The sequence below is a fragment of the Pseudomonas sp. HP_12 genome (genome assembly GCF_055283955.1).
The window spans coordinates 21,336-34,765 of record NZ_JBTOQG010000061.1; the positions used below are offsets into that span (position 1 = coordinate 21,336).

Below are 13,430 nucleotides of genomic sequence, written 5' to 3' on the forward strand. Positions count from 1 at the left end.
ACTTCGACGATGCAATTTGAGGATAAGAACAATGGTGATTTATGGCGTGGCGTTACTCGCAATCTGCACCCTCGCGGGGGTGATTCTCGGTGATCTGCTCGGCGTATTGCTGGGCGTCAAATCCAACGTGGGCGGCGTCGGGATCGCGATGATCCTGCTCATCTGCGCGCGGCTGTTCATGCAAAAGCGCGGCGGCATGAGCGAAGGCTGCGAAATGGGCGTCGGCTTCTGGGGCGCCATGTACATCCCGGTCGTCGTGGCCATGGCCGCTCAGCAAAACGTCGTCACGGCGCTCAAGGGCGGGCCGATCGCGGTCATCGCGGCGGTGGTGTCGGTGGTGGTCTGCGGCTGCACGATTGCGGTCATCAGCCGCATCAACAAGGGCGAGCCACTGCCCAAAGAGGACGAACTCGCGCACCCGCTTCCGGTGATCGCGCCGACTGTTTCGCCAGCAGGAGGCCGCTGATATGTGGGAGCTCATTCAAAAAGACCTGATCAGTCAGGGCCTGGTGACTGCGTTCGCGGTCGTGGGCGTGGTGATGTGGATTTCGGTGGTGCTGTCCAAACGCCTGACGTTCGGGCGCATTCATGGTTCGGCCATTGCGATCGTCATCGGCCTGGTGCTGGCGTGGGTGGGTGGCACGATGACCGGTGGCCAGAAAGGGCTGGCGGACCTGGCGTTGTTTTCCGGGATCGGCTTGATGGGCGGGTCGATGCTGCGTGATTTCGCCATCGTCGCCACGGCCTTCGAAGTGCAGGCCACCGAAGCGAAAAAGGCCGGCTGGATCGGCGCGTTCTCGCTGCTGTTGGGTACGTTGCTGCCATTCATTGTCGGTTGCTGTGTGGCGTACGCGTTTGGCTATCGCGATGCGGTGAGCATCACCACCATTGGCGCGGGCGCAGTGACGTACATCGTCGGGCCGGTGACCGGTGCGGCATTGGGCGCGACCTCGGATGTGATGGCGCTGTCGATCGCGACCGGTCTGATCAAAGCCATTCTGGTGATGGTCGGCACCCCGATGGCTGCGCGCTGGATGGGACTGGATAACCCGCGTTCGGCGATGGTCTTCGGCGGTCTGGCCGGCACCGTGAGCGGCGTGACGGCTGGATTGGCGGCGACGGATCGGCGTCTGGTGCCTTATGGTGCGCTGACGGCGACCTTCCACACCGGGCTCGGCTGCCTGCTGGGCCCGTCGCTGCTTTACTTCATCGTGCGCGGGATTTTGGGCTGAGGCTTTGGGATGCGCGGTGTTCAGCAACATCCTGCCGCTGCGCGCCTCATTGCAGATCTACCTGCCGGCGTCGGAATTGCGGGAGCGAGCTTGCTCGCGAAGGGGCCGGTACATCCACCCAACTTTCAGCGGCTGAAATGCCGTCTTCGTGAGCAAGCTCTCTTCTACAAGGGATGTGTTTGATGCAAGAAAGCGCGGTGTCAGAAGGCGCCGCAGATGTATCTACTGACAGGTAACTTGCGGGAGCGAGTTTGCTCGCGAAGGGGTCGGTACATCTGCTATAGATTCAGCGGCTGAAATGCCGTCTTCGTGAGCAAACTCACTCCCACCACGGATGTGTTTGACGCAAGAAAGCGCGGTGTCAGAAGACGCCGCAGATGTATCTACTGACAGGTAATTTGTGGGAGCGACCGGGGTGGCGATCCACCTTGCTCGCGAATGGGCCGGTACAGCCACCAAATTTTCAGCGGCCGAAATGCCGTCTTCGTGAGCAAGCTCAATCCCGCAGGGGATGTGTTTGATGCAAGAAAGCGCGGTGTCAGAAGGTGCCGCAGATGTATCTACTGACAGGTAATTTGTGGGAGCGACCGGGGTGGCGATCCACCTTGCTCGCGAATGGGCCGGTACATCCGCTATAAATTCAGCGACTGAAATGCCGCCTTCGTGAGCAAGCTCTCTTCCACACGGGGGAGTCAGACTCAGCCTTGTGCCAGCCGGTTCGAGTACATCCGGCATTCCGCAAGCAATGCCAAGAGGTTCGGGTCACGCTCCCGTGCTTTGAGGAAGACCAGTCCGATGTGCTGCTGCATGCGGTATCTCGCCTGCAGCGGCACCAGGCGGACGCGGTTTTCGTAGACGGCGGCGATTCGCCCGGGCAACAGCGCATAGCCCACTCCCGAGCTGACCATGCTCAGCAGCGTGAAGATGTCGTTCACTTGCATGGCGATCTTCGGCTCGAACCCTGCTTGCTCGAACACCCGCGCGCCATCGCGGTGGGTGGCGAAGCCTTGGGTCAGGGTAATGAAGGTCATTTCCCGCAGGTCGCTCAGGTCCACCTCGCTCTGTAGCGCAAAGGGTGAATCAGCCGGCGTGGCGAGAAAAATATCGTCGGAAAACAGCGGCAGTTGCTCGCAATCCGGATCACTCACGGATTCGTTCAGCGACACCAAAATCGCATCCACTTCCATGTTTTTCAGCCTGTAGAAGAGATCGATATTGGAGCCCAGGATCAGGTCGATGTTGAGTTCGCTGCGGCGGATCTTCAGGCCCATGATCAGCTGCGGCACGGTTTTAACCGTGAGTGAATACAGCGCCCCCAGCTTGAACCGCGCCGCCGAAAACCCCGCCGCCTGCCGCGTCTGTTCGATGGTGCTGAGCACGTCCTGCACCAGCTTCTGTGCGCGTTCCTCCAGCACATAAGCGCCTTCGAGGGGCGTTAGGTTGCGACCCTCGTGCTTGAACAGCGGACACCGCAACGCGCTTTCCAGCGAGTGAATCGCCCGGTGCACGCTGACCGTGCTCGTCTGCAGCTCCGCCGCCGCGCGCGCGAGATTGCCGGTGCGCATGAACGCCAGAAAGATTTCCAGCTTCTTGAGGGTGAGCTCTTCGTCGATCTGCATCGTGTGGATCCGCGCCGGATTCTTGTTTTGAGAGCGCCCGATTGTGCCGAAGAGATCGGCGGCTGACTGCATTAAATTCTCGATAACACCACACTAGACGTTGTCATCGCGGTTCAGAAGCAGGACGCTTGGCGCGTGTCACGCAATTGAGAGAGGTAGTTTGCGGATGTACTACGGAGAAAAATTCAACGCCTGGACCCACTTGGTCGGCGCGATCCTGGCAACGATTGGCGCCGTCTGGATGCTGGTTGTCGCCACGATGACGGGGGATATCTGGAAGATCATCAGCGTTGCGGTCTACGGTGTGGCGCTGGTGATGCTGTACAGCGCGTCGACGGTGTACCACAGCGTTCGCGGCCGGGCGAAAGTGATCATGCAGAAGGTTGATCACTTTTCGATCTATCTGCTCATCGCGGGCAGCTACACGCCGTTTTGTCTGGTGACGCTGCACGGGACGTGGGGCTGGACGCTGTTCGGTATCGTCTGGGCGCTGGCCATCATCGGCATCCTGCAGGAAATCAAGCCTCGGTCCGAAGCGCGGGTGATGTCCATCGTCATTTACGCGGTCATGGGCTGGATCGTGCTGGTCGCGGTCAATCCGCTGATCGCCGCGCTGGGCATGGCCGGATTCATCTGGCTGGCGCTGGGTGGCGTGTTCTACACCGTGGGAATCATTTTCTTCGCGTTCGACACCAAGGTCCGACACTTTCATGGGGTCTGGCACCTGTTTGTCATCGCCGGCAGCCTGCTGCACTTTGTTGCGATTTCGCGTTACGTGCTTTAGGCGTATGGGGCGAGAGTGGCGCTGCCGCTTGCTCGCGAAGATGACGATTCATCTGCTGGATTTTCAGCGGCTGGGATGATGTCCTCGTGAGCAAGCTCACTCCCAGAATAGGCGATATCCGACGCACCGCGAGCAATCCATGCGCCGCTTCGGTGCATATCATCCTGCACATCACTGATCATTTTCTGTACACCCCACAGCCTTCCGCGCTCTCCGCTCTGCACCAATGCGGATAACTTTCGCACCCGATTGAAGCATTTAATTCATTTATTTTATTTGTTGAATTATTTGATTCGTCATCCTAGTCTGATCCTCGAAACGCCCCCTCTGTGGTAAGGCGGCCTTCTTGAACTGACTGATCAATCGGGGAGCAAGACATGAATGTGAAAGTACTCTTGAGCATGGCCGTGGCAACCGCCTTTTCCGCATCCACCTGGGCCGCTGACTGGACCGTCGGCGCCAACGTGGGCAACGTACCGTGGGAGTTTCAGGACGCCAAAGGCGAGATCGTCGGCTTCGAAGTCGACGTCGTGAAAGAAGTCGCCAAACGCGCCGGCAAGACCGTGGAATTCGTCAACATCCCGTTCAACGGCCTGTTCAGCGCCGTGCAATCCAAAAGGGCTGACATCGCCATTTCATCGATCACCATCACCCCCAAGCGCCTTGAATCCGTGGGCTTCGCCCAGCCGTATTACGACAGCGACCAATCCCTGTCGGTGCTCGCCAAATCCGGCATCAACGGCCTGAAGGACATGGACGGCAAGGTGGTCGGCGTCGACACCGGCTCCACCGGCGACATGTGGGTCAACGCCCATCAGGCCGAATACAAGTTCAAGGAAGTCTCACGCTACGAAGGGCTGTCGCCTGCGATGCTCGATCTCGCGTCCGGCCGCATGGACGGCTACATCAGCGATATCCCGGCGGTCCTGTACTACATCAAGGACAAGCCGCAATACAAAGTCGTCGCGAAAATTCCTACTGGTGAGAAGTACTCGTTGATGCACGCCAAGGGCTGGGCATCGGCCGGTCAGGTCAACGACATCATCACTACGATGAAGAAAGAAGGCGTGATCGCCGACCTGCATAAGAAGTGGTTCGGTGCCGACGCTGATCCGGAGTCCAGCACCGTCAAAGTGGTCGATGTGCTCAAGTAACCCCTGACCGCTCACGCCCGCGCCCGTCACTGCTCGCCATCAAGGAATCGCAATGGAGTTGTTAGAAACGTTCTTCAACTGGAGCGTGTTCGTCGATGCGCTGCCATTGATGCTCCGCGGCCTGGGCGTGACGGTGATGCTCGGCGTGGTCAGCATCATTCTCGGCCTGGTGGGCGGGCTGGTGCTGGCGATGCTGCGGTTGTACGGCTACGCCCCGGTGCGGTTTCTGGCGCGGGTGTATATCGACGTGCTGCGCTCGATTCCATTGCTTGTGCTGTTGGTGCTGATCTATTACGCGCTGCCGTTCGTGGGCATTCGCCTGTCGTCGTTCGCGGCGGCCACGGCGGCGCTGTCACTGGTGTCCTGCGCGTATTCGGCGGAGATCTTCCGCTCTGGCATCGAAGCCATCCCACGCGGGCAGTTCGAAGCCTCTGCGTCCCAGGGCATGGGCTTTTTCAACACCATGCGCGACATCATCCTGCCCCAGGCCATGCGCATCGTCATGCCACCGATGACCAGCAACTGCATCAACGTCATGAAAGACACCGCGCTGGCGTCGGTCGTGGCGATGCCCGATTTGCTCAAACAAGCCACTCAGGCCCAGGCGCTGGCGGCCAATCCAACACCGCTGGTGGGCGCGGCGGTCATGTACCTGTTGCTGCTTCTGCCGTTGGTGCAATTGGTGAGCTGGATCGAGCGACGTAACGGCGCCGGGAGGAAAAGCGCATGAGCACCGTGATTGAAATGGAAGGCGTGGCCAAATTCTACGGGCCATTCCAGGCGCTGACCGACATCAACCTGACCGTCGATCAAGGCGAAGTGGTGGTCATCCTCGGGCCGTCGGGCTCCGGGAAATCGACACTGATCCGCTGCATCAATCTGCTGGAGGAATATCAGCAGGGCGACATCCGCGTCGGCAGCCAACGCGTTGAAACGGGCCCGAAGCTGGCCGGCATCCGTTGCGAAGTCGGCATGGTCTTCCAGAATTTCAATTTGTACCCTCACCTCACCGTGCTCGCCAACGTGGCGCTGGCGCCGGTCCGTGTGCGCGGCATGTCTCGCCGTGACGCCAACGAACGCGCGCGCCTGCTGCTGGAGAAAGTCGGCATGGGCGCCCACGCGGCGAAATACCCGAGCCAGTTGTCCGGCGGCCAGCAGCAACGCGTGGCCATCGCCCGAACCATGGCGATGGAGCCACGGGTGATTCTGTTCGACGAGCCTACGTCGGCGCTCGACCCGGAGATGGTCGGCGAAGTGCTGGACGTCATGCAGAACCTCGCCCGCTCCGGCGTGACCATGGTCGTCGTAACCCACGAGATGGGCTTCGCGCGCAAGGTCGCCGACCGGGTGATCTTCATGGAAAACGGCCGAATCATCGAACAGAACAACCCGCACGATTTCTTCACGGCCCCGCAAGAGCCGAGAACCCGCGCGTTTTTGCAGGCCATCCTGCATCACTGATCAGACTCTGGAGCTCATCCCTTGAATGCCTTGGACATCGATTACGTACGCAGCCAGTTTCCCGCCCTCGCCAGCGGCTACGCCTACCTGGACAACGCCGGCGGTTCGGCCGTGCTCAAGCCGGTCGCCGAGCGCATCACCGATTACTTGCTCAACAGCGCCGTGCAACTGGGCGCGTCCTACAGTGAGTCGGTGGACGCTGGCGCGCGGGTCATGCAGGCGCGGGAATCGGTCGCGCAATTGATCAACGCGCGCTACCCGGAAGAGTGCGTGATGGGCGGCTCGACCACCCATCTGCTGCAAATCCTCTGCCGCGCCATCGCGCCGTCGATCCAGGCCGGGGACGAGATCATCGTCACCAACTGCGACCACGAGGCCAACATCGGACCGTGGGTGCGGCTGTGCGAAGAGCGCGGTGCGACGTTGCGCGTCTGGGCGGTGAACGCCGAAAGCATGGACTTGGAGCTTGGCGATCTGGACGCGCTGCTCAGCGACAAGACCCGCTACCTGGCCATGACCCATGCGTCGAACATCCTCGGCAGCGTCAACCCGGTCGCCGAGGTTGCGCGCCGTGTGCACGCGGTGGGTGGCAAGTTGTGCGTCGATGCCGTGGCCTACGCGCCCCATCGGCTGGTCGATGTGCAAGCCAGCGGCGCCGATTATTACGTGTTCAGTTTCTACAAGACCTTCGGCCCGCACTTCGCTGTGCTATGGGGCAAGCGCGAGGCGTTGCTGGAGCTGCCGAGCCTGAACCACTTTTTCATCGGTCAGGAAGTCATTCCCTACAAGCTGCAGCCCGGCAACTTGAACTACGAGCTGTCCTACGGCTGCATCGGCATCAGCGATTACCTGATCGACATCGGCCGACGCCTCGGCGCCAGCGGCAGCGAACGTCAATTGATGCAGGCCGCCTTCGATGCCTTTGAAGTGCAGGAAGACCTGCTGGCCGAGACACTGCTGGCGTTTCTGCGGGAGACACCGGGTGTACGAATTATCGGAAAATCCCGTGTGACCGACGGCGATCGCGTGCCGACCATCAGCTTCGTGGTGGAGGGCGTTCAGTCGGAAGCCATCGTGCGCCGCGTGGATAATCACCGCATGGGCATCCGCTTTGGTGACTTCTATGCGCGCCGCCTGATCGAACAGTTGGGCCTGACCCCTTACGGCGGCGTGGTCCGTGTGTCGATCGCACACTACAACAGCGTCGATGAGCTGAATCGTCTGGTTGAGCACTTGGCCCAAGCGATCACAGAACTGCGTCCCTCCTGATTTCTATCGAGCCTTTTTATGCCTGTACCCCAAACTCTGGCCGAGCTGCGCGCCGCCATCGTCGAACATCAGGAACGCCTGACCGCGCGGCAGCGTGATGCGGCGCATTACCTGAACGAGCACCCCCACGACGTGGCGCTGAACACGGTCGCGGCGCTGGCGAAAATCTCCGGCATCCCGTCGTCGGCGTTCATTCGGCTGGCCCAGGCGCTGGGGTTTGGCGGGTTCAGCGACCTGCAGCGCCTGTTCAAGCAGCCGTTGCAGCAGGCCGGGCAGGGCAGCTTTAAAGAGCGCATCCGGCACTATCGCGGCGAACAATTGCTCGACGATCCCACCGATGTGGGCGCCATGCTCTCGGCATTCAGCCGCGCGAATATCGTCTCGCTGGAGCACTTGGCCGAAGGCGAGCAAGTCGAGGCCATCGAGCGCGCCATCGAGCTGTTGGAACAGGCGCGCACCACCTTCGTGGTCGGCATGCGCCGTTCGTTTCCCATGGCGTCCTACCTGAGCTACGCGCTCAGCCGTGTCGGTCGTCGCGCCGTTCATATCAGCGGTCTGGGCGGCAGCTTGCGGGAGCAGGTCGGCGCGCTGCATGGCGATGACGTGCTGGTGGCGGTGAGTTTTCCGCCGTACGCGCAGGAAACCATCGACGCCTGTGAGCAAGCCGTCGCCGCAGGGACGCCCATCGTGGCGATCACTGACAGCATTCTCAGCCCCATCGGACAAACCGCTTCGGTGATGATCGAGGTCAACGACGCCGAGCTGCTGGGCTTTCGCTCGCTCACCGCCGCGTTCTGCATTGCGCAGACCCTGGCCATGGGCCTGGCCTTTCGCACCGGCCAGAACCTCGATGGCCCCGACCACGATGCACTGAAAACCATCGACTGCTGAGCCTTGGCTTGGCGGTCTGCCGACTGTTCGAACGTTGCAGGAGTAGGCTTTTATGGCGTCACCCATTCGAGATCTGGTCGGCTACGGCCGGCAGCGTCCCCAGGGCACCTGGCCAAACGGCGCGCGTCTGGCCGTCAACTTTGTCATCAATTACGAAGAAGGCTCGGAGCGTTCCCTGGCCATGGGCGATCCTGACCAGGAGAGCATGACCGAGTGGGGCAGCTATCAGTTTCCCGACGGCGTGCGCAATCTGGCGATGGAATCGATGTACGAATACGGCGCCCGCGTTGGCATCTGGCGGATCCTCGACATCCTGCAACAGGCCAACGTCCCGGCGACGTTTCACGCCTGCGCGGTGGCCTTCGAGCAGAACCCGGATGTCGCCAAGGCGGCGGTTGAGCTGGGTCATGAAATCTGCAGCCACGGTTACCGTTGGGAGGAGGTGTTCCGCCTGACCGAGGCCGAGGAGCGCGAGCACATTCGTCTGGCGATCGAGTCGTTCGAGCGCACCTGCGGCAAGCGTCCGGTGGGCTGGTATTGCCGCTATGGCGCCAGCGTTCATACGCGGCGGCTGGTGGCAGAAGAGGGCGGTTTTCTCTATGACTCGGACGCCTACAACGATGACGTGCCGTATTTCGTCGACGTCGAGGGCAAGCAGCATCTGGTGGTGCCGTACACCAGCGACGTCAACGACTTCCGTTACTGGAACTCCCCGGGCTTGTCCCAGGCGTCCGATTTCCTCGAGTACATGAAGGAAAGCTTCGATGTGCTGTACGAAGAATCCGCCGACGGCTTGCGAATGATGTCCATCGGGCTGCACCCACGCATGGTCGGACGTCCAGGCCGGGTCCGCGCGATCAAGCATTTCATCGAGTACGCCCAGGCCCGCGAAGGCGTCTGGTTCACCACCCGCGAAGAGATCGCCAAGGCCTGGCTGACCCGTGCCTGACGGAGTGAACGACATGCAGGCTTTTGATCTGATCATCCGCAACGCCAATGTGGTGACGGCGGCGGACGGTTTCCTGTGCGACATCGGCGTGCGCGACGGCCGAATTGTCGCGCTGGGCCTGGGGCTGCAAGGTGCCGCAGAGGAAGTCGATGCGCGGGGGCGAACTGTGACGCCGGGCGGGATCGACAGCCATGTGCATCTGGATCAGCCGACCGGCGACGGTTCGGTCATGGCCGATGATTTCGAAAGCGGCACCCGTTCAGCCGCGTGTGGCGGGACGACAACGGTGATTCCCTTTGCCTGCCAGCAGAAGGGACAAAGCCTGCGGGCGGCGGTGGACGATTACCATCGGCGCGCGGACGGTCGGGCAATCATCGATTACGCGTTTCACCTCATTGTTACCGACCCCACCGACGACGTGCTGCGCCGCGAGCTGCCCGAGCTGATTGCCGAGGGCTACACCTCGTTCAAGATCTACATGACCTACGACGCCCTGAAACTCAACGACCGCGAGATTCTGGAAACCCTGTCGGTGGCGCGAGCGGAAGGCGCGATGGTGATGCTGCACGCCGAAAACAGCGACTGCATCGCCTGGCTGACCGAGCGCCTGCTCGCCGCCGGTCACAGCGCGCCGCGTTATCACGCCACGTCGCGGCCAATGCTGGTGGAGCGCGAGGCCACGCACCGGGCCATTGCGCTGGCCGAGCTGGTGGATGTGCCGATTCTCATCGTCCATGTTTCGGGGCGCGAGGCCATTGAACAGATCCGCTGGGCCCAGAGCCACGGCTTGAAGGTCTACGGCGAAACCTGTCCGCAGTATCTGTTTCTGACCGCGGAATCGCTGGGCTGCGATGACAGCTTCGAAGGCGCGAAATGCATCTGCAGCCCGCCGCCGAGAGACGCCGGCAATCAGCAAGTGGTCTGGGACGGCCTGCAGAATGGCTCGTTCGAAGTGTTCTCGTCGGATCATGCGCCGTTTCGCTACGGCGGCCCGGACGGCAAACGTGCCCACGGCGAGGCGGCGCCGTTTTCCGAAGTGGCCAACGGCATTCCGGGCGTCGAGACGCGCATGGCGCTGCTCTGGTCGGAAGGCGTGCGCAAAGGGCGAATCACGCCGCAGGCATTTGTCGCGCTGACGGCGACTAACGCGGCGCGGTTGTACGGTCTGTATCCGCGCAAGGGCAGCATCGCCATTGGGTCGGACGCGGATCTGGTGATTTGGGATGAGGACCTGGACATCGAGCTGACCAACGAAATGCTGCACCACAACGTCGATTACACCCCCTACGAGGGTATGCGCTTGAGTGCATGGCCGGCGATGACCTTCGCCAGAGGTGAACGGGTGTGGGATGGCGGTCCGCTGGGTGAGTCTGGACGTGGAGAGTTCCTACCTTGCGCCCGACCGGAACCTGCGAAAGCGCGGCGTAGAGAGTCGGAGTTACCGGAGTGATGACGGTGATACGCGTCGGGTATCAAAGCCCCCGCAATATGAGCTGACTCACACCATTCCTGTGGGAGCCGAGCTTGCTCGCGAAAAGGCACTCACATCCGCTAAATCTCCAGCGGATGTACGCGACCCCTGTAGGACCGGCTTCAGCCGGGAAGAGGCCCGTGTGTGCGCCAAAAATCCTGCGCCGTGAGACCTGACGCTTTCCCGGCTAAAGCCGGTCCTACAAGGGAAGAGGTCGGTGTGTGCGCCATCAATCTCGCGGCGTGACGCCTGACGCTTTCCCGGCTGAAGCCGGTCCTACAAATCCCCCCACAACTGCTGTGCGATGCTCAGCGCAACCACTGGCGCCGTTTCGGTGCGCAGCACGCGGGGGCCGAGGCGGGCGGCGTGGAAACCGGCGTCCTGCGCCTGGGCCACTTCGGCGTCGTTCAGCCCGCCTTCAGGGCCGATCAGAAACGCCAGGCTGCCGGGCTTTTCATGACTGTTCAGCGGCTCGGCCACGGGGTGCAGCACCAGTTTCAAGTCCGCTTCAGTCTGCTTAAGCCACTCGGCCAGTGTCACCGGCGCATGAATCACCGGCACCACCGAGCGGCCGCACTGCTCGCAGGCGCTGATCGCGATCTGCTGCCAGTGCGCCTGACGCTTTTCTGCACGCTCGTCTTTCAAACGCACTTCGCAGCGCTCGCTGATGATCGGGGTAATCTGCGTCACGCCCAGCTCGGTGGCTTTCTGAATCGCCCAGTCCATCCGCTCACCCCGGGAGAGACCCTGGCCGAGATGGATGTGCAACGGCGACTCCGGCTGACCGGCGAAGCTTTCAGTCACCTGCACCCGCACCTGCTTTTTGCCGACTTCCGCCAGCGTGGCGCGAAACTCATTGCCCGAGCCATCGAACAGCTGCACCGCGTCACCTTCAGACATGCGCAACACGCGGCTGATGTAATGGGCCTGGGCCTCTGGCAGTTCGTGCTCACCGACGCTGAGGGTGGCATCGACGAAAAAGCGGGACAGTCTCATGGTTGTGTCTCTAAAGATTGTGTTGAATGCAGCACTTGGAAAATGGGTGTAACGGCCTGCTAGCCGGGATCACGAAAGTCCGGATGGAAGTTTTCCCTCACCGCCACACTCACGCTGCTGCGCGTCGCGATGTCGATCCCCTCGGTCGCCACGTCGGCCAGGAAGTCGATCTGCTCTGGCGTAATCACGTAGGGCGGCAGGAAGTACACCACGCTGCCCAGCGGACGCAGCAAAGCACCTCGGGTCAGCGCGTGCTCGAACACCTTCAGCCCGCGCCGCTCCTGCCACGGATACGGCGTCTTGCTGGCCTTGTCCTGCACCATCTCGATGGCAATCGCCATCCCGGTCTGCCGCACTTCGGCGACATTCGGGTGATCGACCAGATGCGCCGTCGCGGTCTTCATCCGCTGGGCCAGCGCCTTGTTGTTTTCGATGACGTTGTCCTGCTCGAAAATATCCAGCGTCGCTAACGCCGCCGCGCACGCCAGCGGGTTGCCGGTGTAACTGTGGGAATGCAGGAACGCGCGCAGGGTCGGGTAGTCGTCGTAAAACGCGTCGTACACGTCATCGGTGGTGATGCAGGCCGCCAGCGGCAGATAACCCCCGGTCAGCGCCTTGGACAAGCACAGGAAGTCCGGACGGATGCCGGCCTGCTCGCAGGCAAACATGGTCCCGGTGCGACCGAAGCCCACCGCGATCTCGTCATGAATCAGGTGCACGCCATACCGGTCGCAGGCCTCGCGCAGCAGCTTGAGGTAAATCGGGTCGTACATGCGCATGCCGCCGGCGCCCTGAATCAGCGGCTCGATGATCACCGCCGCGACGCTGTCGTGATGCTCGGCCAGGGTCTGCTCCATCACCGCGAACATCGTGCGGGTATGGTCTTCCCAGCTCACGCCTTCAGGGCGGTGGTAGCAGTCCGGGCTCGGCACCTTGATGGTGTCCATCAGCAGCGCTTTGTAGGTCTCGGTGAACAGCGGCACGTCACCGACCGCCATCGCCGCCATGGTTTCGCCGTGGTAGCTGTTGGTCAGGGTGACGAAGCGTTTCTTGTCCGGCTTGCCGCGATTGAGCCAGTAATGAAAGCTCATCTTCAGCGCGACTTCGATGCAGGACGAACCGTTGTCGGCGTAGAAGCAGCGCGTCAGGCCTTCAGGCGTCATCGCCACCAGACGCTCGGACAGCTCGATGACCGGCTGATGGCTGAAACCCGCCAGGATCACGTGCTCCAGCTGATCGACCTGATCCTTGATGCGCTGATTGATGCGCGGGTTGGCGTGGCCGAATACGTTGACCCACCACGAGCTGACCGCGTCGAGGTAGCGCTTGCCTTCGAAGTCCTCCAGCCAGACCCCTTCACCACGCTTGATCGGAATCAGCGGCAGTTTTTCGTGGTCTTTCATCTGGGTGCAGGGGTGCCAAAGGACCTTCAGGTCGCGCTGCATCCACTGGTCGTTAAGGCCCATTACTCTTCTCCACATAGCGGCTCGCATGGCGCGAGGGCAAACAATCGCGCAAGCCTATGCAATGCATGCCAGCGGGACAACCTTTAGCGCGTTGTTTCAGTCGCCGCGCGCGCGAAAATCAGGCTCGCCGACATTGCT

Annotated in this window: 13 protein-coding genes; 10 read left to right on the forward strand and 3 right to left on the reverse strand. The window is 61.6% G+C overall.

All coding sequences use genetic code 11. The features are described 5' to 3' along the window. The first annotated feature begins 31 nt into the window (after positions 1-31). A complete protein-coding gene (madL, locus tag ACYASU_RS25115; protein ID WP_192172962.1) occupies positions 32-466 on the forward strand; it encodes a malonate transporter subunit MadL in 435 nt (144 codons plus the stop codon). A gap of 1 nt (position 467) precedes the next feature. Beyond that, a complete protein-coding gene (gene madM / locus ACYASU_RS25120; protein ID WP_122624431.1) occupies positions 468-1,232 on the forward strand; it encodes a malonate transporter subunit MadM in 765 nt (254 codons plus the stop codon). Between the two features lie 698 nt (positions 1,233-1,930). Here madM and ACYASU_RS25125 read toward each other — a convergent pair. Continuing rightward, entirely contained in the window at positions 1,931-2,851 is a 921-nt protein-coding gene (locus ACYASU_RS25125; protein ID WP_463584418.1) for a LysR family transcriptional regulator, read from the reverse strand. A gap of 166 nt (positions 2,852-3,017) precedes the next feature. On the opposite strand from ACYASU_RS25125, the gene trhA reads away from it, so the two are divergent. The 8 genes from trhA to hydA all read left to right on the forward strand — a co-directional run bounded on the left by trhA (position 3,018) and on the right by hydA (position 10,809). Beyond that, positions 3,018-3,635 (forward strand): PAQR family membrane homeostasis protein TrhA, encoded by a 618-nt coding sequence (gene trhA / locus ACYASU_RS25130; RefSeq protein WP_192173224.1) that lies wholly within the window; start codon positions 3,018-3,020, stop codon positions 3,633-3,635. A 377-nt stretch (positions 3,636-4,012) separates the two neighbouring features. Then, entirely contained in the window at positions 4,013-4,789 is a 777-nt protein-coding gene (locus tag ACYASU_RS25135) for a transporter substrate-binding domain-containing protein (RefSeq protein ID WP_282368565.1), read from the forward strand. Between the two features lie 52 nt (positions 4,790-4,841). Further along, on the forward strand, positions 4,842-5,519 hold the full coding sequence (locus tag ACYASU_RS25140; RefSeq protein WP_282368563.1) for an amino acid ABC transporter permease: 678 nt from the start codon (positions 4,842-4,844) through the stop codon (positions 5,517-5,519). Next, positions 5,516-6,250, forward strand: coding sequence for an amino acid ABC transporter ATP-binding protein (locus tag ACYASU_RS25145; RefSeq protein ID WP_037018914.1), 735 nt, complete (start codon positions 5,516-5,518; stop codon positions 6,248-6,250). The genes ACYASU_RS25140 and ACYASU_RS25145 overlap by 4 nt, the downstream gene beginning before the upstream one ends. 21 nt (positions 6,251-6,271) lie before the next feature. Further along, on the forward strand, positions 6,272-7,519 hold the full coding sequence (locus ACYASU_RS25150) for a cysteine desulfurase-like protein (RefSeq protein WP_463584419.1): 1,248 nt from the start codon (positions 6,272-6,274) through the stop codon (positions 7,517-7,519). 18 nt (positions 7,520-7,537) lie between these two features. Next, positions 7,538-8,410 carry a MurR/RpiR family transcriptional regulator gene (locus tag ACYASU_RS25155; RefSeq protein ID WP_192173220.1) on the forward strand — a complete coding sequence of 291 codons (873 nt, stop codon included), beginning with the start codon at positions 7,538-7,540 and terminating at the stop codon, positions 8,408-8,410. A gap of 52 nt (positions 8,411-8,462) precedes the next feature. Then, positions 8,463-9,359 (forward strand): allantoinase PuuE, encoded by an 897-nt coding sequence (locus ACYASU_RS25160; RefSeq protein WP_065991211.1) that lies wholly within the window; start codon positions 8,463-8,465, stop codon positions 9,357-9,359. 13 nt (positions 9,360-9,372) lie between these two features. Next, positions 9,373-10,809, forward strand: a complete 1,437-nt coding sequence (hydA, locus tag ACYASU_RS25165; RefSeq protein WP_463584420.1) for a dihydropyrimidinase — start codon at positions 9,373-9,375, stop codon at positions 10,807-10,809. Between the two features lie 297 nt (positions 10,810-11,106). On the opposite strand, the gene ACYASU_RS25170 is transcribed toward hydA, so the two are convergent. Together ACYASU_RS25170 and ACYASU_RS25175 are read right to left on the reverse strand one after the other, a co-directional pair. Beyond that, complete coding sequence (locus tag ACYASU_RS25170) at positions 11,107-11,826, reverse strand: 16S rRNA (uracil(1498)-N(3))-methyltransferase (protein WP_463584421.1); 720 nt, start codon at positions 11,824-11,826, stop codon at positions 11,107-11,109. A 59-nt stretch (positions 11,827-11,885) separates the two neighbouring features. Further along, the gene (locus ACYASU_RS25175; RefSeq protein WP_346630939.1) at positions 11,886-13,292 is read right to left on the reverse strand and encodes an adenosylmethionine--8-amino-7-oxononanoate transaminase; all 1,407 of its coding nucleotides are present in this window, start codon (positions 13,290-13,292) and stop codon (positions 11,886-11,888) included. Positions 13,293-13,430: the final 138 nt, after the last annotated feature.

Coding starts and splice junctions, on each gene's coding strand:
- madL (WP_192172962.1), top strand. CDS start 32: ATGGTGATTTATGGCGTGGCGTTACTCGCAATCTGCACCCTCGCGGGG.
- madM (WP_122624431.1), top strand. CDS start 468: ATGTGGGAGCTCATTCAAAAAGACCTGATCAGTCAGGGCCTGGTGACT.
- ACYASU_RS25125 (WP_463584418.1), bottom strand. CDS start 2,851: ATGCAGATCGACGAAGAGCTCACCCTCAAGAAGCTGGAAATCTTTCTG.
- trhA (WP_192173224.1), top strand. CDS start 3,018: ATGTACTACGGAGAAAAATTCAACGCCTGGACCCACTTGGTCGGCGCG.
- ACYASU_RS25135 (WP_282368565.1), top strand. CDS start 4,013: ATGAATGTGAAAGTACTCTTGAGCATGGCCGTGGCAACCGCCTTTTCC.
- ACYASU_RS25140 (WP_282368563.1), top strand. CDS start 4,842: ATGGAGTTGTTAGAAACGTTCTTCAACTGGAGCGTGTTCGTCGATGCG.
- ACYASU_RS25145 (WP_037018914.1), top strand. CDS start 5,516: ATGAGCACCGTGATTGAAATGGAAGGCGTGGCCAAATTCTACGGGCCA.
- ACYASU_RS25155 (WP_192173220.1), top strand. CDS start 7,538: ATGCCTGTACCCCAAACTCTGGCCGAGCTGCGCGCCGCCATCGTCGAA.
- ACYASU_RS25160 (WP_065991211.1), top strand. CDS start 8,463: ATGGCGTCACCCATTCGAGATCTGGTCGGCTACGGCCGGCAGCGTCCC.
- hydA (WP_463584420.1), top strand. CDS start 9,373: ATGCAGGCTTTTGATCTGATCATCCGCAACGCCAATGTGGTGACGGCG.
- ACYASU_RS25170 (WP_463584421.1), bottom strand. CDS start 11,826: ATGAGACTGTCCCGCTTTTTCGTCGATGCCACCCTCAGCGTCGGTGAG.
- ACYASU_RS25175 (WP_346630939.1), bottom strand. CDS start 13,292: ATGGGCCTTAACGACCAGTGGATGCAGCGCGACCTGAAGGTCCTTTGG.